This window comes from Mucilaginibacter terrae (assembly GCF_031951985.1).
GTDB classification, from domain to species: Bacteria; Bacteroidota; Bacteroidia; order Sphingobacteriales; family Sphingobacteriaceae; genus Mucilaginibacter; species Mucilaginibacter terrae_A.
In genome coordinates, this window is record NZ_JAVLVU010000001.1 from 5,000,056 (window position 1) to 5,020,692 (window position 20,637).

At 44.7% G+C, this 20,637-nt stretch carries 13 protein-coding genes; 9 read left to right on the forward strand and 4 right to left on the reverse strand.

The features are described from left to right. Window positions 1–86 precede the first annotated feature (86 nt). The 6 genes from nirB (at window position 87) to QE417_RS21595 (ending at window position 10,917) form a co-directional block, all read left to right on the forward strand. Window positions 87–2,573, forward strand: coding sequence for a nitrite reductase large subunit NirB (gene nirB / locus QE417_RS21570; RefSeq protein WP_311953628.1), 2,487 nt, complete (start codon window positions 87–89; stop codon window positions 2,571–2,573). A gap of 32 nt (window positions 2,574–2,605) precedes the next feature. Next, window positions 2,606–2,956, forward strand: a complete 351-nt coding sequence (gene nirD, locus QE417_RS21575; protein WP_311953631.1) for a nitrite reductase small subunit NirD — start codon at window positions 2,606–2,608, stop codon at window positions 2,954–2,956. 127 nt (window positions 2,957–3,083) lie between these two features. Next, complete coding sequence (locus QE417_RS21580; RefSeq protein WP_311953634.1) at window positions 3,084–4,622, forward strand: alginate export family protein; 1,539 nt, start codon at window positions 3,084–3,086, stop codon at window positions 4,620–4,622. Window positions 4,623–4,647: 25 nt separating this feature from the next. Beyond that, entirely contained in the window at window positions 4,648–5,931 is a 1,284-nt protein-coding gene (locus QE417_RS21585) for an MFS transporter (protein ID WP_311953637.1), read from the forward strand. Window positions 5,932–5,956: 25 nt separating this feature from the next. Beyond that, window positions 5,957–9,469: a molybdopterin-dependent oxidoreductase gene (locus QE417_RS21590; protein ID WP_311953640.1), complete on the forward strand. Its 3,513-nt coding sequence runs from the start codon at window positions 5,957–5,959 to the stop codon at window positions 9,467–9,469. Next, window positions 9,466–10,917: a rubredoxin gene (locus QE417_RS21595; protein WP_311953642.1), complete on the forward strand. Its 1,452-nt coding sequence runs from the start codon at window positions 9,466–9,468 to the stop codon at window positions 10,915–10,917. Before QE417_RS21590 ends, QE417_RS21595 begins: the two co-directional genes overlap by 4 nt. A gap of 68 nt (window positions 10,918–10,985) precedes the next feature. Here the strand turns inward: QE417_RS21595 and QE417_RS21600 are convergent, their stop codons facing one another. The 3 genes from QE417_RS21600 to QE417_RS21610 form a co-directional block, all read right to left on the reverse strand. Then, window positions 10,986–12,008, reverse strand: a complete 1,023-nt coding sequence (locus tag QE417_RS21600; protein ID WP_311953643.1) for an LLM class flavin-dependent oxidoreductase — start codon at window positions 12,006–12,008, stop codon at window positions 10,986–10,988. Between the two features lie 296 nt (window positions 12,009–12,304). Further along, window positions 12,305–13,255 carry a hypothetical protein gene (locus tag QE417_RS21605; RefSeq protein ID WP_311953644.1) on the reverse strand — a complete coding sequence of 317 codons (951 nt, stop codon included), beginning with the start codon at window positions 13,253–13,255 and terminating at the stop codon, window positions 12,305–12,307. A 15-nt stretch (window positions 13,256–13,270) separates the two neighbouring features. Then, window positions 13,271–13,867, reverse strand: coding sequence for a hypothetical protein (locus QE417_RS21610; protein ID WP_311953647.1), 597 nt, complete (start codon window positions 13,865–13,867; stop codon window positions 13,271–13,273). 197 nt (window positions 13,868–14,064) lie between these two features. Between QE417_RS21610 and QE417_RS21615 the strand changes: the two genes are divergently transcribed. From QE417_RS21615 to QE417_RS21625, 3 genes are all read left to right on the forward strand, one after another. After that, entirely contained in the window at window positions 14,065–14,442 is a 378-nt protein-coding gene (locus QE417_RS21615) for a TraR/DksA family transcriptional regulator (RefSeq protein ID WP_311953649.1), read from the forward strand. Window positions 14,443–14,556: 114 nt separating this feature from the next. Next, the gene (locus QE417_RS21620; protein ID WP_311953651.1) at window positions 14,557–16,290 is read left to right on the forward strand and encodes an FAD/NAD(P)-binding protein; all 1,734 of its coding nucleotides are present in this window, start codon (window positions 14,557–14,559) and stop codon (window positions 16,288–16,290) included. A gap of 23 nt (window positions 16,291–16,313) precedes the next feature. Then, window positions 16,314–16,895, forward strand: coding sequence for a DUF1543 domain-containing protein (locus QE417_RS21625; RefSeq protein WP_311953654.1), 582 nt, complete (start codon window positions 16,314–16,316; stop codon window positions 16,893–16,895). Between the two features lie 244 nt (window positions 16,896–17,139). Here QE417_RS21625 and QE417_RS21630 read toward each other — a convergent pair whose 3' ends face one another. Beyond that, a complete protein-coding gene (locus QE417_RS21630) occupies window positions 17,140–20,637 on the reverse strand; it encodes an alpha-L-rhamnosidase (protein ID WP_311953657.1) in 3,498 nt (1,165 codons plus the stop codon).

Genomic DNA, 20,637 nt, shown 5'->3' on the forward strand with positions numbered 1-20,637 from the left:
TTTATTATTGTTGAAATGATTGTGCTTTCGGTCGCAAATTGAAAGTAAAATCGAGTTTAATTGCTTTAACAAATTAAAATAACCATATGAAACCCACCATTGTAGTGGTAGGAAATGGCATGGTAGGCTATAAGTTTTGCGAAAAACTTGTAGCCAGGTCATCGGCTTACCAAGTTGTTGTATTTGGCGAAGAAACCCGCCGCGCTTACGACCGTGTACACCTAAGCGAATATTTTGCCGGTAAAACTGCCGAAGATTTATCCATGTCTTCTGCATCGTGGTATGCGGATAACGACATCCAGCTTCACCTGGGCGATGCTGTTCAGGAGATCAACGTTCAGCAAAAAACAGTCCACACTCAAAGCGGTCTGGTAGTAAGATATGATTACCTCGTGCTGGCTACCGGTTCGGGAGCATTTGTACCCGATTTGCCTGGTGTAGAAAAGCAGGGCGTGTTTGTTTATCGTACCCTCGAAGATCTTGATCAAATAAAAGCTTACGCAACCAATGCAAAAAGCGGCGTAGTAATGGGCGGCGGTTTGTTGGGTTTAGAAGCTGCCAAGGCTTTAATAGATTTAGGCATCAAAGAAACTCACGTAATAGAATTTGCCCCACGCTTAATGCCCCGCCAAATTGATGCTGCCGGTAGCGCCATGTTGCAGGCTAAGTTAGGCCAGCTGGGCTTGCAAATTCATCTCAATAAAAGTACTTCAACCATTGAGGGCGAGGGGCACATAACCGGCCTGCGGTTTAATGATGACAGTTTGCTGGAAACCGATATGCTGGTTATATCGGCAGGTATTCGTCCGCGCGATGAGCTGGCCCGCTTAGCCGGACTGGAAGTAGGCACCCGCGGCGGCATTGTGGTAAACTCCCAAATGCAAACCAGCGACCCAAGCGTTTTTGCCATTGGCGAATGTGCACTGTATGATGGCATGATATACGGTTTAGTAGCTCCCGGTTACGAAATGGCCGAAGTAGTAGTAGCCCAACTTACCAGTGCCAATAAATTATTTAAAGGTTTTGACATGAGCACCAAGCTCAAGCTTATAGGGGTAGATGTAGCCAGCTATGGCGATGCCTTTATTAGCGAGCCTGCTTGCCGCACCATTGTGTTTGAAGATACGCACAAAGGTATCTACAAACGCATTAACATTAGTAATGATGGCAAGTTGCTGCTGGGCGGTATTCTCATTGGCGAGGCGGAAGCCTACAATATGCTGCTGCAAACAGTAAATAATAAAATAGCCCTGCCGCCTAACCCCGAAGACATGATACTGGGCACCCGTGGCGGCGAACAAGCCGAAGGTGCAGGCGTAATGGGTTTACCCGATGATGCCCTGATATGCTCATGCGAAGCCGTAAGCAAAGGCGATATATGTTGTTCGGTTAATGATGGTGCACTTAACCTCGATGCCGTAAAAAAATGCACCAAGGCTGGTACAGGTTGCGGTGGCTGTGTGCCGATGGTTAAAGACCTGATAGCCGGTACCATGAAAGCCAACGGACAGTACGTTAAAAACGTAATATGCGAGCATTTCCAATATTCACGTCAGGAATTGTTCGACCTCGTAAAAATTAACAAGCTTAAAAATTACGACATCATTCTCGATCATTACGGCAAAGGTGATGGTTGCGAGGTTTGTAAGCCGTTGGTTGCCAGTATACTATCAAGCCTGTGGAACGATTTGGTGGTTAAGCAAGACACCATTCAGGATAGCAACGACCGTTACCTGGCAAACATTCAAAAAGGCGGCACCTATTCGGTTGTACCACGTATACCGGGCGGCGAAATTACTCCGGAGAAGCTGATCGTTATTGGTCAGGTAGCTCAAAAATATGGCCTGTACACCAAAATTACCGGCGGTCAGCGTATTGATCTATTTGGCGCTCACGTGAGCGATTTGCCTAATATTTGGGAAGAATTTGTTAACGCCGGTTTCGAGAGCGGTCATGCTTATGGCAAATCGTTACGTACAGTAAAAAGCTGCGTAGGCAGCACCTGGTGCCGCTTTGGTTTGCACGATAGTGTATCGTTTGCTATTGAAATTGAGGAACGTTACAAAGGCGTTCGTTCTCCGCATAAATTAAAGGGGGGTGTTAGTGGTTGCATACGCGAGTGTGCCGAAGCCCAGGGCAAAGATTTTGGCATTATAGCCACCGAAAAAGGCTGGAATTTGTACGTATGTGGCAACGGCGGCTCCAAACCGCAGCATGCCCAGCTTTTGGCCGCTGATATCGACAGCAAGACCTTAATTCAATACCTCGACCGTTTCCTGATGTTCTACATTAAAACCGCCGATCCGCTTACCCGAACCGCAACCTGGCTAAATAAGCTCGATGGCGGCATGAGTTACCTTAAAAATGTAGTAGTGAACGATAGTTTGGGTATAGCTGCTCAATTGGAAGAAGAAATGCAGTTACTGGTAGATAGTTTCCACTGTGAGTGGAAGGAGGTTGTGAACAACCCGCAGTTGCGCAAACGTTTCTCTCACTTTGTAAACGCTCCAACCGAAAAAGACCCGAACGTGAAATTCGAGAGCATGCGAGAGCAGGTAAAAGCCAGCTGGTAATCATCAAATCATCAACTTAAAAAACAAACACAATGGAAGTATTAGCAGATATAGAGTGGGTGCTGGCCTGTTATGCCGATGATGTGCCCGAAAATGGCGGCGCCTGTATGAAGCATGGCGATGAACAGATAGCCATTTATAATTTTAGTAGGCGGGGGGAGTGGTACGCTACGCAAAATCTTTGTCCGCATAAACAGCAAATGGCCTTATCGCGCGGTATGATAGGCAGTGCAGGCGAAAGCTGCGAGCCAAAGGTGGCTTGTCCGTTTCACAAAAAAACATTTTCCTTAATATCTGGCGAATGCCTTTCGGGGGATGATTATCAGATAAAAACTTATCCTGTAAAGGTAGTGGAGGGCAAGGTGTATGTGGGAATTGCTTAGTTACCAAGCTAAGAATTAATAATGCTTACGTAAGAACAGTTCATAATAAAAAGCCCCGCCGGGAGGTCGCATTCCCGGACAGGGTAATTAGTTTTCAATTGCTTTAACAAATTAAAAAACCGAACAAATGTACAAAAATGTATTTAATCAATACAGGTTTGTTCTTATTGGGTTAAGCCTTGGCTTATTTGCTCAGCGTGGTAACGCGCAAATTACCTTTACCGGGCAACTAAGACCAAGGGCAGAATTACGCAACGGATTTGGTACTCTAAAACCCAAAGATAACAAAGCTGCAGCCCTCATTTCGCAACGAACGAGGCTTACTTTCAATTACAGATCGAACAGGCTGATTTTTCAAACCACCCTGCAGGATGTGCGGGTGTGGGGGCAGGATGCATCAACCATTACCGTTAATGATGGCAGCCGCCTTGGGGTACACGAAGCCTGGGGAGAGCTGGTGTTGGCCAACAAAAAGGATACATCCTTTAAAAACTCGCCGGTAGATTACTTATCTTTAAAAGCAGGCCGGCAGGAACTGGTTTATGATGATGAACGCCTGTTGGGCAACCTCGACTGGTTGCAGCAAGGCCGCAGGCACGATGCCCTAGTATTAAAAGCCTTAAACAAAGGCTGGCAGTTTGATTTAGGCGCGGCATTTAACCAAAATACCGATGCCATAAACTACAACGGCACCTATTACACGCCAGCCAATGTGCCCGCAACGGTAAAAGATAGTAAGGGCAATTTGGTGAACACGCCAGCAGGGATGATTCCGTTGGTGGGTAGCACAGGTAACAGCGCAAAAAATGGGAGCGTGGCAATATTGAACCCGGCGGGTACTAATGGAGCCACACAAAATTACAAGGCGTTACAGTACCTGTATGTATCTAAAAAGGTTAACAAAACCAAAATATCGGGCCTTTTCTTAACCGATCAGTTTAGCAAATACGCGCTCGATTCGCTTAAAAATACGGCAGGGACTGATGTTGGGTATGTATATGGCTACCGGTACAACCAAACTGGTGTAAATTTAAGATACACCACCGGGCTGTTTATTAATCCGGTATTGGGCAGTAAAAACCAATGGGCTTTTACCGGCGGCTATTACTACCAGGGCGGGCACAACCGCGATGGTTTAAAGCAAAGCGCCTGGATGCTTAATCTTTCGGCAGCGTACAATCCCGGTAAGTGGAGCTATGCTGCAGGGTGGGATTACCTATCAGGCAACGATGCGTTTTCGTCGTCGACTACTAATCACCGGTTCGACCCGCTGTATGGTACGCCGCACAAGTTTTGGGGTTTGATGGACTACTTTTATGCACCAACCGGTTCGCCAACGGGCGGACTTAATAATCCGTACGCTAAAATAAAGTATGCATCGGCCAACAAGCGCCTGAGTGCCGAGCTGGCCAACCATTATTTCCTGCTTGCCGCCAACCAAAAGGATATTGCAGGTGCAGCCTTTGACAAATACTTAGGTACCGAGTTTGACCTTACCACGGCTTACCGGCTAAATAAGTTTGCGCTGGCCAGTCTTGGCGTATCGTACATGGCCGCAACCCATAGTATGGAATACGCCAAAAATATTACGCCCGGCACATCGGCCTTGCACCCGGTATGGGCATACGTACAATTGAATATCACACCCGAATTTTTAGTTAAGTAACGCTCCAAAAACTATTCAACTCAAAATGGAAAATCAACTCACCAAACTCAATATATTTTCGGTTAAGGGCATACAAATGCGCACCTTCCACATTACGTGGCTAATGTTTTTTGTCTGTTTTTTTGGCTGGTTTGGCCTGGCGCCGCTCATGCCAACTATTCGCGCCGAACTCAGCTTAACCAAAGCTCAAATAGGTAATATTATTATCGGGTCGGTTGGCTCAACTATACTTGCACGCTTAATCATCGGCCGCTTGTGCGATAGCTGGGGACCACGCAAAACTGCCGTAAGGTTGCTGCTGGTGGGCTCGCTGCCGGTATTTTTGGTAGGTCTGGCAAATGATTATACTACCTTTTTGCTGTTCCGCATGGCCATTGGCGTTATCGGAGCATCGTTTGTAATTACGCAGTTTCATACATCTATGATGTTTGCGCCCAACATTAAGGGCACGGCCAATGCGGTAACCGGTGGCTGGGGCAATTTGGGCGGAGGCGTAACTAATATGGTAATGCCGCTCATATTTGCTGCTATTGTTGGCTTTGGCTACTCGCCTGCACAGGCATGGCGTTATGCCATGATTGTACCCGGGGTAATGATGCTGGTTATTGCTTGGCTGTACTATAAATATACTACAGATACCCCCAACGGTAACTACGACGAAGTAGGCTACACCGCCAAAAACACCAAAACCGATTGGAGCGTGCTGGCCGACTGGCGCGTTTGGGCACTTACATTAGCCTACGCCATGTGCTTTGGTATGGAAGTAACCTTTGATAATGTGGCCTCGCTGCACTTTGTTGATACGTTTAAACTATCACAAAGCTCGGCCGGTTTTTGGGCAGGTATATTTGGTTTCATGAACATTTTTGCCCGTGCCCTGGGCGGACTGGTATCAGACAGGGTTGGCAAAAAACACGGCATGCGCGGTAAAGGGCTATTGCTTGCCGGTGTGCTTTTACTCGAAGGTTTAGGCTTACTATTATTTGCACAGGCAGGTACTTTAATGGCTGCCATTGTGGCTATGCTAACGTTTGCCTTGTTCCTCAAAATGTCTAACGGGGCTACTTATGGTATTGTGCCGTTCGTAAATCAAAAAAATGTGGGCCTGGTGAGTGGCATTGTAGGTGCTGGCGGCAACTTGGGTGGTATGCTGTTTGGCTTCTTGTTTAAATCGAGCACCATAAGCTATGGCGAGGCATTTACCTATATAGGTTATACCGTAATTGTGGTAGCCGTTATTGTTTTTATCACCCGTTTTAAACGTCAACCCGAGAGTGTAACGCAAGCAACTTCGGTAAGTATAGCTTAATATTTTCTTCCCTCAACATTCGCTCATGCAAACACCCGCAAAACCTGTTAATGCTTATACCTCAATCTGCTGTTATTGCGGGGTGGGGTGTGGCGTTATTGTGAAAAAGGAAAAAAACGGTAGTATTACCGTTGAAGGGAACAAGGACTATCCGGTAAATAAAGGCATGTTGTGCAGCAAGGGGTTAAACCTGCATTACACCGTAAACGATAAAACCGACCGCCTGCTGTACCCGCAAATGCGGTACAATAAAAGTATGCCGCTACAACGCGTAACCTGGGATGCCGCATTGGAGCGTACCGCCGCAGTTTTTAAAACTTTTATTGATAAGTACGGACCCGATTCGGTTGCGTTCTACGCTTCAGGGCAGTGTTTAACCGAGGAGTATTATGTGGTGAACAAGCTCATCAAAGGATTTATCGGCAGTAACAACATCGATACCAATTCGCGCCTGTGCATGAGCAGCGCGGTGGCTGCTTATAAATTAGCTTTGGGCGAAGACACGGTTCCGCTTTGCTATGATGATATTGAACTGGCCGATTGCTTTTTTGTAACCGGCGCAAACCCGGCCTGGTGCCATCCAATTTTATGGCGAAGGGTAGAGGCGCACAAGGCGGCTAACCCAAATGTGAAAATCATAGTGGTTGACCCCCGCGCTACGGATACCTGCAGCGTGGCCGATCTGCATTTGCAAATCAATCCCGGAACAGATATAACGCTTAACCATGCCATCGGGCGTTTACTCATCGAGAACGGCGACATCGATATTGATTTCATCCGCAACCATGCCGAAGGTTTTGCTGCCTACAGCGAACTGGTTTTTAAACGCACGCTTACCGAAGCCTCCCAAATTTGCGGTGTAAGCGAAAGTGATATACAGTTGGCCGCCACCTATATTGGCGAGGCCAAAGGTTTTATAACCATGTGGACCATGGGGTTAAATCAAAGCTCCATAGGGGTGAATAAGAATTTGAGTCTCATTAACCTCAATCTCATTACCGGGCATATTGGCAAACCGGGATCGGGGCCGTTATCATTAACCGGTCAGCCCAATGCCATGGGCGGGCGTGAGGTGGGCGGCTTGTCCAATTTGCTTCCTGCTCACCGTGATCTTAAAAATCCGTTGCATCGGGAGGAAGTTCAAAAATTCTGGAAAAGTAAACCTATTAATCCTCTGCCGGGCTTAACCGCTACGGAGATGTTTGAGGCGTTGGAGAGCGGTAAGCTGAAGGCGATATGGATTATGTGTACTAACCCGCTTACCAGTTTGCCCAACGTAAGGCAGGCCGAGCAGGCGCTCAAAAAAGCAAAATTTGTGGTGGTGCAGGAAATCAGCAACAAGCCTGAAACCCTGGCTTACGCCGATGTAATATTACCCGCCGCTGCCTGGGCCGAAAAGGAAGGCACCATGACCAATTCTGAACGGCGCATAAGCTACCTCAACAAGGTAACCGAACCACCCGGCGAGGCTCTGCCCGATGCAGAGATCATTTGTCGCTTTGCGCAAAAAATGGGGTACAAAGGTTTTGATTTTAAGGATGCTGCCGCTATTTACGCCGAACATGTAAAGCTGACGGCGCATACCAATATTGAAGCTACGGGCGTAACCTATGAAGTATTAAAAGAGCAAAAATCGATACAATGGCCGTTTAAAAAACGTAACCGTACCGTGGGCACACCCCGGTTATTTACTGATAAAAAGTTTTACACCCCATCGGGCAAAGCCATCATACATGCCGTGCCCGATGCGCTGAACAGCGAACTGCCCGATGCCGATTACCCTTTTGTGCTAACCACCGGCCGCATACGCGATCAGTGGCACACCATGAGCAAAACGGGTAAGGTGAACAAGCTTAACAAGCATTTAAGCGAGTCATTTGTGGAGGTTAACCCGCACGATGCCGTGGCACTGCAAATAAATGATGGCGATGTAATGGTGGTTCGATCGCGGAGGGGAGAGGTTCAGATAAAGGCTAAAGTTACCTCAACCATTAAGCAGGGTGTGCTTTTTATACCCATGCATTGGGGCAAACTATTGGGTAATGATTTGCACCGGGTTAATAACCTCACTAATGATGTGCTCGACCCCATATCAAAGGAACCCGATTTTAAATACTGTGCGGTAAACATTCAGAAGTATGAAAAGCCTTTTCAACGCATTGTAATTATTGGAGCAGGGGCAGGGGCATACGGCTTTGTTAAATCGTACCGGGAGTTAAACCCGCGCGATCGTATTACCATTTTTAGTAAAGAAGATTTTCCGTTTTATAACCGGGTTATGCTGCCCGATTACATTAGCGGCGAGCAACAGTGGGAGCAGCTCATTAAAATGAAAGATGAGGAAGAGCCTCAATACAAAATAAACCTGTTACGAGGCGTAAGTGTAGAAAAGGTAGACCGGCAAAAAAAGCAGGTGACCGATTCGCGTGGCATCGTTACCCCTTATGATATTTTAATAATGGCAACCGGCAGTCGGGCGGCTGTCCCGCGTAACGTCCCTGCGTTACCGGGTATTTTTTCCATGCGCAGCCGCACCGATGCCGATAATTTTAAAAAGCACGTAACCAAGAACGGTCACGTGGTTATCGTAGGCGGTGGCTTGCTGGGTTTAGAAATGGCCGCTTCGCTACGCGAGATAGGAATTAAAATCACCATCATTCAGCGCACATCGGCTTTTTTAAACCGGCAGTTAGATGCCTTGGGTAGCCAGCTGCTTCACGAGGAAATGGTTGACCAGGGCTGCGATATTTATTATAACGATGAAGTGCAGTTGTATTACGGGCGCAACAAACTTACGGGCGTTGGGCTGGCAAGTGGCCGTAAAATAAACTGCGATGCTATGATAATTGCCATTGGTACATCGCCCAATCTTGAGCTGGCGCGCGATTGCGGCCTGGAATGTAAGCGCGGCGTTGTAGTAAACGAACGCCTGCAAACCAGCGACCCCGATATTTATGCCATTGGCGAAATTGCCGAGTTTAACGGCACCTTATATGGCATTACCGCCGCCGCCGAACAGCAGGCCGCCGTAGTGGCCGCTTACATGAACGGCGATGTGGGCAGCTATTACAAGGGCAGCATATTCATGAACATCATCAAAATTCATGGCTTTGATTTGTGCAGCATTGGCCTGCCCGAATGCCCCGACGACCCTGAATATGAAGAAGTAGTGTTTATTGATAAAGCCAAACGCTACTATAAAAAATGCATTATTTACCAGGATAAATTGGTAGGTACCATCCTTATTGGCGATAAAAGCGAGTTTTTAGAGTTTAAGGATCTCATTGCCAATAAAACCGAGCTTAGCGAAAAACGCCTGCAACTCTTACGAAGCGGCGGTAAGGCCAACCCGGTGTTAGGTAAACTGGTGTGCAGCTGCAATAATGTAGGCAGCCAAAACATCATCAACAAAATAAACGAGGGCTGCGATAACATGACCGCCTTGTGCCCGGCATCGGGTGCAGGTATGGGCTGCGGTTCGTGCCGCCCCGAGGTGAAGCGTATACTGGAGCAAGAACTTAAAAGGATAACCGCATGAGCATGCAGCACATAGTTAAAATAAACCTACCGGGAGGCTATGTATCGGCGGGCGATTTATATGAGATGCTGGCCGTAGCTGAAGATGCCGGTGCGGTAGATGTACGTTTTGGTAACCGGCAGCAATTGTATTTTACTGTTGATGCCACCAGCCTTGATGACATGGAAACCGACATGCTACGTGCCGGAATTGACTACGAGTTGGATGCCGATGAATACCCCAATATTATTAGCTCCTACGTGTGCGATAGCATTTTTTCGCAGGAAAGCTGGCTGCGCGAGGGCGTATACCGCGATATTTTCGATTTGTTTAGTTACAAGCCTCGTCTCAAAATTAATATTGTAGACAGGCATCAAACCTTTGTGCCTTTCTTTAGCGGTAATTTTAACTTCATTAGTTCGGAGGTGAGTAATTACTGGTATTGGTATATCCGTTTTCCTAAAACAAGTAAATTTTATTGCTGGCCTGTACTCATATATTCGGAAGATATGCCAATGGTAAGCCATCAGGCCGAAAAGTTGATATTCGAAAACAAAGGCTTATTTCATGATAAGCCTCATGCCGATGAGCAGCTATTTTACCAAATGCTGTCTGGGCAGCTTGAGGTATCAACCCAAACCATTACCGAGCCGTTGCAGCTGCCCGATTTTTATTTGCCCTATTACGAGGGCTTTAATAAATACGCAAATAAATACTGGCTGGGCATTTACCGCCGTAACGAGTTATTCTCCATTGGCTTTTTAAAGGATGTGTGCAGCCTGTGTATACAAAGCCGGATAGGGCAGGTATATACAACGCCCTGGAAATCAATCCTTATTAAAGGTATTGAAACCAACCAGCGTGCAGACTGGGGGTTGATACTCGACAAGTACCGGCTTAACATCAGGCATGCCTCCAACGAGCTCAACTGGCAAATTGAAGACCTGAGCGCCGAAGGTCTTACCCTCAAACAACAATTAGTGCGCGAATTTGAAGAAGCCGACCTGCGTACCTATCGGTTAAGCTTTGTGATCAAAATAAGGCCTAAAACAGGGTTAATGGGGTCGGTAATTATTAAAGCACATCCATCAGGTACTTTCGAGTTGTTGCATACGCTTAACTTCAACCCCAACTCAAAAGATTACATCAGTTATAAAAAGAGGGTGAAGCGCAGCAATTTGGGTGAAGAGTTAATAGCGCTTTGCCATATTTATTATACTACAGTTATTGAAAACATTGCCGTAGACACAATGAGTTACGAAGATAATGCCGCTGCCATTGATAATTTAAAAGAGCTTTATGCTTGTAAATACTGCAAAACCATTTACGATTCGGAATACGGGGATCGTGATAACGGCATAATGCCGGGTACGCCGTTTGAAGGGGTTAGTGATGATTACGCTTGCCCGGTTTGCGGCTCGGAAAAAGAGTGTTTTGAGAAGATGGAGGCAGTGGCTGTACGGCAATAAATATATAGCTTCAATAAATTAATTAACCGCCCCTGCAAGTAGTATACCCGAAGGAGCGGTTAAGTAGTTTATCGCCAACCTAAACCTGGCGCAACGTGCTCTAAAATGGAGGATAACACGTGCACATTATAGTCGGTGCCTAAGGTGTTCGGAATGGTTAAAAGAATGGTATCGGCTTCCTGTATGGCTTCGTCATTTGCCAGTTCCTTAATCAGCTGATCGGGTTCGGCAGCGTAGCTTCTTCCAAAAACAGCGCGTTTATCGCTTTCAATGTAGCCAAAGCTATCGCTTCCCTTTCCTTGCTGGCCAAAGTAAAGCCTGTCCGTATCATTTACTATGGCAAAAATTGAGCGGCTTACCGAAACCCTTGGCTCATGCTCATGTCCCGCTTTTTTCCAGGCCTCTTTATATAACCGTATTTGCTCGGCCTGTTGCACATGAAACGGCTTGCCGTTTTCGTCAAATTTAAGTGTTGAACTTTGCAGGTGCATCCCGTTTTCGGCCGCCCAAATGGCTGTGGCGTTAGAAGCCGCACCCCACCAAATACGCTCACGCAAACCTTCCGAATAAGGTTCAACCCTCAATAAGCCTGGTGGGTTTGGAAACATAGGATATGGGTTGGGTTGTGCAAAGCCAACGCCTTGCAGCTTATCTAAAAACTCCAGTGCTTTACGGCGGCCCATATCTGCATCGGTTTCTCCCTCGGCAGGCTCATAGCCAAAATAACGCCAGCCATCAATTACCTGCTCGGGCGACCCTCTGCTGATGCCCAATTGTAACCGTCCTCCCGAAATTAGATCGGCAGCACCGGCATCTTCTACCATGTACAGCGGGTTTTCGTAACGCATATCAATTACGCCGGTTCCAATTTCTATTTTGCTGGTTTTGGCACCAACAGCTGCCAGTAATGGAAAAGGTGATGCCAGTTGCGCGGCAAAATGATGTACCCTGAAGTATGCGCCATCAATACCTATTTCTTCGGCTGCAACAGCCAGATCTATAGATTGAAGCAAAGTGTCGCTTGCTGTACGGGTTTTATATGCCGGATGGTTTGCCCAATGCCCGAATGATAAAAAGCCTATTTTTTTCATAATCTATATTGGATTTATAATAACCCTTACAAAGGTAATAATCAACTTTTAAAGATATGTGTGTTTGAACACGTAATTGGTTAGATATGTCTTTAAACTACAAACCTTATTTCACAACCACTAATATAGTCGCTATTAGATAACGGTATTTTTGATGTTATTACAAGCGAAGAACTACGATGGCAAATCTTCATTATTGGTAAATTAGAAGGGGAGCAGCCTTTTTCAAAAATGATCGGATTATCTGATCGAGATCATCATTCTTATGCGGTTTTAGTTTTTTGGAACAGCTATACCTAAGCAACCGTCATAATGATAATTAAATTCAACACAGAGGACAATGTTATGCTGCTCCACCATAACACTTTGTTGCGCTGCACATGAAATAGCGCATACATTTTATAAAAATAATACGCGCTGCAATAGCAAACTAATTGGGCCACCAGCAATGCCAGCCATGCAAAATATATCCAGGATTTGTTGGTAATATAGTTCCACATATCCCAAAAGTGATTTTGCTTAACAGGCGATCCGTCAACTCTTTTTAAATCAAAGAAAGTAACCTTTTCACCCGCAGTGTTAAGTTTGCTGCTATCGCTGCTGAACAAGTAAAACCTAACATGCTGGCCTATACTGTCTTTATGAAAACCATCATAATCAGACATGAATAACTCATCAATATTCCGGGCAGATTCATCAAAAAGCGGTCGGTCGTACTCGCGGTATAATGTTGCCTTGAAGGGGCTAATTTTAAACGTATATTTTTTGAATCGTTTATAAGAATCGTCTTTAAAGTAAGTAACCTTTCCGTTTACAGGTATAAGTTTATGCTGTAAAGAATTCGCACAAAGAGACAGGATGGCCACGAACAATACCGGAAGCATAACAAGCCCAATAGCTATTAAACTAAATTTTGATAACGTTCCTGATGGTTGGTACATCGTGCCTCCAATAATAATTTGACGCGATTGTGAAGGGTCATTGGTGTAGTCAACCTTTATTATATTAGCAATCACTGGCTTTACTTGTCCAAAATATTCAAGAAAATTAAGGGTTATCGGCCTTTCTTTAAAGCTATCCGGATCATCAATGCCGGGCTTAAAGGGAGAGCCGTTGGGCGGCTGTTTTATCTTCAGTTCAAAAAAATGCTGCCCGTTCTTGACTTCTCCCGACCGAAATGACTCAATTTCTGTAATGGTAAAACCGTCCCATATCACACTAACTAATTTATTGGGTGCTGTTTTCATATGAATGTATTGATTTTACCTGTATGGTTTTAAATCGGCCCAGCTAATGTAGCCGCTGGATATTTTGCCCAGTGCATTTTTATAGTTTATAAAAACCCGGTTAGCATCTGCTATATTTTCAAGGTCAATATTAACCTTATCACCTTTCAGCAGATATGCTTTTAAGGACAAACCCAGTTTGGCAGTTTTATAAAAGTGGGCTTTATTTACAGCAACTGTATAGGTACCCGGGATGTGATTATTGATTTTTCGGTATCGCCCAGAGAAGTCTTCGGGAAGGTTGGTACTCATGCAATCATTAAATATGGCATGGAGATTAGTCTTATTAAAGTTGAGCTGAATTTTGCAATCCGCATGGTCTGTATTGATCAAAACACATTTGTTGCCTTGAACTTTTCCGTTGCCCTCAAAGGAGCCAACCCTGTCGCCCGCATCATTCCACCAGGCAAATACCTCGCCGGTGATAATTTGCTTATTTTGGGTTATAGCAATATTACACCATGCCCCGCTTGGGGTATTCAACCGGTAGGTGCCTGTTTGCGCCATTGTATTGGCGGTGTACAGGATAAAAAAACAGGTAATGAAATGAAAATATAGGTTTGGGATTTTCATAACCATATAACATCCGAAATACGTTTTGTTCAACAATAAAATACTATTGAACAACATTTATTTCGAGATGCTTACCGTTCATAACTATTACTTAAAGCTTCAAAAAAATGGCTAAAGATGCCAAACAGCGGCATTTGTGATCCTGGTTAATAAAAACCATTTTAGTTGCTTTACGTTATCGGGTCATGGAAAACACTATGGCCTCAGCTAAACGTTACAGCGATTCCGATCTGGAACAATTCAAACAAGTAATTCTTAACAAAATGAAAATTGCACGCGAAGAATTAACCGATCTTTCAGCATCATTACAAAGCAGTAATCCAAACGGTACTGATGATACCAGCGGTGCATATGCCACCTTGGAAGATGGGGCCGCCACTCTCGATAAGGAATCAATTCATCAATTGGCTGGCAGGCAGCAAAAGTTTTTACAACAGCTGGAAGCTGCCCTAACACGCATTGAAAATAAAACTTATGGCATATGCCGTACTACGGGCGAATTGATTCAAAAAGAAAGATTACTGGCTGTACCACATACCACGCAAAGCATGGCTGCAAAATTGCGTCAAAATTAGTTTTATTAACTTAAATGACTGAGTTTTTTATTGTTTTGATTAAATTGTTTTTATAATAAAACAATACTAAGCTTATTCAGTTGTTATCGTGCCTTAAAATTAAACGGCATTATTTTGAAAGTAACCAGTCAACCAACCCAAATCGCTATTGTAGGAGGCGGCCCCAGCGGGCTGTTCATGTATAAGCAATTAATTAATTGCGGTAATACAGGGCTTCATATTACTATTTACGAAAAAGGCAACTGCCTGGGGTGTGGTATGCCTTACAGCCATGCGGGCGCTGCCGATGAGCACATTACCAATGTATCGGGTAACGAAATTCCTGAACTGGTGACATCCGTAGAACAGTGGATACAGAATGTGTCTCCGGATACGCTTAACAAGTACCGTATCGATCCGGCAAGCTTTAATGATTATAAAGTGCTTCCCCGCCTGTTATTTGGGCAGTACCTGGCACACCAGTTTAAGCTGCTTTTAGATTTGGGTAAACAAAAAGGCTTTGTAACACAGGTTTTGTACAACAGCCCGGTTGCTGATATTGCCGACCGTGCCAACGATGTACAGGTAGAGATATTTAAAGAAGATGGAACATCTGCCTGTTACGACCGTGTAATTATTTGCAGCGGGCATCTTTGGCCTAAAAAACATGAGGGTAAGGTGCCGGGCTATTTTGATTCGCCTTACCCGCCTCAAAAAATTGCCCTTCATGCCAATCACCCGGTAGCTGTTCGCGGTTCATCGTTAACAGCCATTGATGCGGTACGCACGCTGGCCCGCCATAACGGGGAGTTTAGTAAAGGGGAAGACGGAATTTTAAAATTTACCGCTAACCCTCAAAGTGAGCATTTTAGAATTGTGATGCACTCGCGAGAGGGTTTGCTGCCTGCAGTTAGGTTTCATTTACAAGATACACACCTGGGTAAAGATACCGTACTAAGCCCCGAAGAGGTTCAGGCTAACCGCGATGCTAACGATGGCTTTTTGAGTTTAGATTACGTTTTTGAGCAAAATTTTAAAGCAGGTATACGTGCCAACGACCCGGAATTTTATGAGAAAATAAAAGACCTGGATATGGAAGGCTTTGTTGACCAGGTAATGGGAATGCGCGAAAATATGGACCCGTTTGAATTGCTTAAACTGGAATATGCAGAAGCCGAGCAGTCTATTAAACGCAGAGAGTCGGTTTACTGGAAAGAAATGTTGGCTATCCTGAGTTTTGCTATGAATTACCCGGCTAAATATTTTTCGGCCGAGGACATGCTGAGATTGCAAAAAACATTGATGCCGCTTATTTCGGTAGTTATTGCCTTTGTGCCCCAAAGCTCGGCCGAAACCTTGCTGGCATTACATCAGGCCGACAGGCTAACCATGGTAGCGGTGGGTAAAGAGAGCGAAGTAATTCCGTTAGATGAAGGCGGTGTACTTTACCGGTACAAAAATGAACAGGGTGAAGTTATAGAGAGGCAATATCCATTATTTGTAGATTGCATAGGCCAACCCCATTTAAATTATGATGACCTGCCTTATGAAAGCCTTGCCCAAAATAACACCACCAGCCGTGCCCGCTTACGTTTTAAGGATAACGGGGTAGGGAAAGAGTTGAAACGTGAAGGCAATAATAATGTGGTTAAGTTTGAAAACGGCGACTATTATCTTACCGTATCCGGATTGGCAATTAATGACCATTTTCAGGTGGTTGATGAATTTAATGCCCTTAATGAACGTATTTATGTGATGGCTGTACCATTTATTGGTGGTTATAACCCCGACTACTCAGGGTTGGATTTTTGCGAGGCAGCCTCCGTAAAAATAGCCGAACGTTTGTTTAACACTGCGGTTGTAGCTTAGTAAGCTTCTTTTCGTTACCTATTATGGAAAATCAAACATTACCTGCACCGCTCAAACTATTCATGGTGTTGCTGGGCTCCAAAGCTCCGCAGCGTACAGTTGAACAGCATGACTATTTTTTCGGCATAGCATACAATTTGCGCGACCTGGTTACGCAAATGCAGGCTTTTTGGCCCGAGGCAGGCAATAGTTTGCATATCGATGGCTGGCGGGAAGTAAATGTGGTTGACGGGTATGCAATAAACGTAATGCCCAACAAGGGCCAATCGTCTTTGTTAAGGCTTTTCTTTATCAACCTTGGCGGGTACCAGCACGGCAAGCTCGAAGAGCAGCATTACAATTTACTTACGGTTAAAGAAGATAAGTCGGGCGCCCTTGCAGCCTCTAAACTTACACCTTTCTTTAAAAAAAGTACCATTGCAAAAGTAAAAGGGGCAAATGCTCATATTGATGAAAAATATGGCATTGATGTAGATGATGTATACCGCATTGAAGATGTACTAACGCAACAGGACAAAACCATGTACCACATCCAAATTACTCCCCGTTCACAACAGCCCGATGATGAAATTCACCTCGGCTATTTCAAGCTGAATAAGTTATAATACTAAAAAAGCTGTAACGTGTAGGTTACAGCTTTTATCATTAATCTTTCTTCGATTCTTTTACACAGTTGGGAACAGTTTTACCATTCTTTTTCTTGGTACCTTCCTTTTTGTAACCAGACCAGCATGGGTCTTTTTCTTTTTTTGTTGCCATAGTAGATGTTTTTATACAGTATGTACAATCATCGTTCCATTAAATAAGCCAAAAACTACTGGTTTTAAAAACCTTGCAATAGTGAGGGGATTATTTTTGAATTACTTCAAATTGATATTTACCCGGTGCAACTTCAAATCTATAATTACCGTCCGCGTTTTTCTTTTCGCTTATCTTAACTTTCAAAGTTTGTCCATTTTTTTGTTTAACCAGTTTAAATATGGAAGTTCCTTTAAGTATTACGGTAGCGCTGGTGTTAGCCGGCACGTTGATGTTATAAACTACCCCACCCGTTTTTAAAATCCATGAAGATTCGATCCGCCCGTACATAGAATCATAATACCCTTTGGCGTGTTTCATTTTTCCTTCAACATCAGGTTCCGGCGCTAAAATAAAATGCTTGAACCCTGGCGATAATGCATCTCTTTGAATGCCTGATGAATGTTCAAGCAACCATGCGCCTACGGCACCAAATGAGTAATGATTAAATGAATTCATGTTGTTGTTACCACCAAAGCCATCAGTATGGGTGTAGGAGTTCAAACGTTCCCAAATGGTTGTTGCGCCTTGCTTTACAGGGTACAACCATGATGGATAGGTGGTTTGCAATAATTGCCTGTATGCAGTTGATGTATTGCCTGTTTGTGATAAAGCAGATGAAACCCATGCGGTGCCTATAAAACCTGTCATTAAAGAATAAGGCGGGTACAACTGTCCTTTATCGTTCGTGTTTGCCCGGCTTACTGTTTCAACAAAATTGGCGGCAACTTTTGTTTTCAGGTCTTCGTTAACAATTCCGAACGCAAGTGGTACGGCATATGAGGTTTGTGTGTCTACAGGTTTATTTCTAAATGCAGTTTTCCCGGTTGCTTTATCAATGTAGGTGTTATTGAAGAAGGACATCCGCTCCAAAGCCAGTTGTTTATAGCGTTTATAATCGTTGGTTTTGCCCAGCAACGCGGCAATTTCTGCTATGCGTTGCAAATCATAAATATAGTACGCTTCCCATAATAAACTCTTCTCGGTTTTATCGTACTCGGGGCTTAGCCAGTCGCCCAGGCTTGCCCAGCGGGTGCGGTTCTTATCATCCATAACATTAGTTTGCGCATCAATTTGCGCAGTCATAAATGTGATATATTTGCTCATGGCCTCATAGTGCTCCTTCAGCATATCAACATCTTCGTATTGCTGATAGCTTTCCCAGGCTACTGTTATGCCCGCGCTTCCCCATAAAATATCTCCAAAGCCCCCGCCAAGCGGCGCCACATCCGAAAAACGGCCATCATCTCTTTGTACATCACGCATGGCCAGCATATGCCGCCTTAAAAACTGCGGTATATTAGCCAGGTAAGTTGCCGTTTTAGAAAACACCGATATATCGCCGCTCCAGCCCAGTCGCTCATTACGTTGCGGACAATCTGTAGGGATGGACATGAAATTGGCCAGGGTAGACCAGTTGATGTTCTCCCATAAACGGTTAACCAACGGATCGGAACATTCGTAACCTGAACTGAACTGATGAACCGAACTTAATACAACTCCCCTCACAGCAGCAATGGGCAAGGCCTTTTGTATACCTGTAACCTCAATGTACCTTAAACCGTGATAAGTAAAGCGCGGTGTAATAAATTCGTGCCCGCCACGGGCTATGTAAATTTCCTGAGCCATTGCCGCTCTGATGTTTTCGAGCATGATCATACCCGTGTTGCCTTTGTAAGCAGGTAAGTTGGGGTATTTAACTTCTGCAAACCTGAGCGTAATTTGCGTTCCGGGTTGCAAACCATTAAGTTCGATCCGGGGCACACCGGCAATATTCTGGCCAAGGTCGTAAACAAACACACCCGGTCTAACTTGCTCTACACTTCGTGCCGTTAGTTCCTTAACTTTCTTAACCGTTTCGCCAAACTGGCCGGTTATTGAAAGGTGGCTGTATTTAGCTACCGATGGCGTGTTTGAATCAGGTGGGCTAAGGTCTGTATTAATATTGCCTTCGAGCTTTACCTCAGTCGCTTTTTTCCAGCGCGAATCATCGTATGCCGATGTTGACCAACCCTGTACAGCAGTTTCTTTGCGTGCATCATACACTTCACCCTGAAAAAAACTTCCGTAAATTACAGGGCCGTTATTATTGTAGCGCCATGTTTCAGGCAAAGAAACGATCACTTCTTCCTTGCCATCCTCATAAGAGACAACAAGTTTGGCAAGAAGCGATTGCCGGTCGCCAAAAAAATTCCAGTTGTCGCCGCTGTAGGTACTTCCGCCGCTCCACCAACCCTCGCCAAGTATGGCGCCAATGGCGTTTTTACCGGCAACCATGTTTTTGGTAACATCAAAGGTTTGATATAACTGCGTGCGGGTATATTGGGTTAGTCCCGGGTTAAAGTAATCATCGTTTACACGCTTACCGTTCATGTAAACATCATATATGCCGCGCGCCGTTACATAAAGGCGGGCTTTACGAATGTTACTGCCTTTCGTATCGAAGGAGCTCCTCATCATGGGCATTGAATTTCGGCTCGGGTCATATATTAGCATTGTGGGCTTATTGGTTCCGGTAAGTAGTAAAGGCTGTTTATAAGAGGTATGCAATACATTGGACGGCCCCCTGAAATTACTGACGACTAAGTTGGAGAATGAAGCAGATTGATGTTCGGGAACTTTAAAACCAATATTGGCCAGTACCGGGAATGCGATAAAATCGCCTCCCTGGCCTATTGGGTTGAGCCCTAAACGGCCTATATGGTTTTCTTTACCTTCGCCATCCACCCAAAATTCTGTATTCCCCATTACCGATGATAGGTAAATGGTGTGCTTATTGTACCTGTTATCTTTATTAATAAGCGCAAGCGGCAATGGCAGGGTTTTTATTGGTTTATTAGCTTGATCGCCCGGTTTGTAACCCGACCGGTATATATTTAACAATGCTGCTGCACCGGTATTTAATGGCGCTATATCAAGCTCTACAAAAATGCTGGAGCTGTCTTTGCTGCTTTGTATGCCATAATAGTTTTTGTTTTTATCGAGCAGGCGCTGGTCGTTGGCGCCGTAAAGTAGCCCCCCACGGGTACTTTGGGTTTCGGAGTTGAGTTGAATTGTAAAATTCAGTTTAAAAACAGGCAAATATTGTGCATACAATAACATATCATCATCGCCGCCGCCAATCCACTTCGCGCCGCTCCAGGCAGTCTGCTTATCATCCATTAATCCCGTCTCGAACCATGAGGCGGCAGTATGTACCTTACTTTTCAAATCCCAAACCTTAACCACCCATTGGTAGCGGGTACGTACTGCTAAAGGTTTTCCGTCGTAAAGGATATTTAATGATTTATCATCAGTAACCCTACCCGAATTCCATGTTGTTTTGCCGGTTTCATCGGTTACTATTACCATGTAAGCTTTTTGCGCTGCACCGGGGGTGTTTGAAATCATCTGCCAGCTAAAACGTGGTTTTTTAACATCAATTCCGAGTGGAGTTGCGGTATACTCAGTTTTGAGACCAGTAATTGTTACATCATATGCGGCAAATGCATAGTGTACAAAACAAAAAAGTAGCAGGGTATATAAACAGAAGGGTTTAAATATTTTCAT

Coding starts and splice junctions, on each gene's coding strand:
- nirB (WP_311953628.1), top strand. CDS start 87: ATGAAACCCACCATTGTAGTGGTAGGAAATGGCATGGTAGGCTATAAG.
- nirD (WP_311953631.1), top strand. CDS start 2,606: ATGGAAGTATTAGCAGATATAGAGTGGGTGCTGGCCTGTTATGCCGAT.
- QE417_RS21580 (WP_311953634.1), top strand. CDS start 3,084: ATGTACAAAAATGTATTTAATCAATACAGGTTTGTTCTTATTGGGTTA.
- QE417_RS21585 (WP_311953637.1), top strand. CDS start 4,648: ATGGAAAATCAACTCACCAAACTCAATATATTTTCGGTTAAGGGCATA.
- QE417_RS21590 (WP_311953640.1), top strand. CDS start 5,957: ATGCAAACACCCGCAAAACCTGTTAATGCTTATACCTCAATCTGCTGT.
- QE417_RS21595 (WP_311953642.1), top strand. CDS start 9,466: ATGAGCATGCAGCACATAGTTAAAATAAACCTACCGGGAGGCTATGTA.
- QE417_RS21600 (WP_311953643.1), bottom strand. CDS start 12,008: ATGAAAAAAATAGGCTTTTTATCATTCGGGCATTGGGCAAACCATCCG.
- QE417_RS21605 (WP_311953644.1), bottom strand. CDS start 13,255: ATGAAAACAGCACCCAATAAATTAGTTAGTGTGATATGGGACGGTTTT.
- QE417_RS21610 (WP_311953647.1), bottom strand. CDS start 13,867: ATGAAAATCCCAAACCTATATTTTCATTTCATTACCTGTTTTTTTATC.
- QE417_RS21615 (WP_311953649.1), top strand. CDS start 14,065: ATGGCCTCAGCTAAACGTTACAGCGATTCCGATCTGGAACAATTCAAA.
- QE417_RS21625 (WP_311953654.1), top strand. CDS start 16,314: ATGGAAAATCAAACATTACCTGCACCGCTCAAACTATTCATGGTGTTG.
- QE417_RS21630 (WP_311953657.1), bottom strand. CDS start 20,637: ATGAAAATATTTAAACCCTTCTGTTTATATACCCTGCTACTTTTTTGT.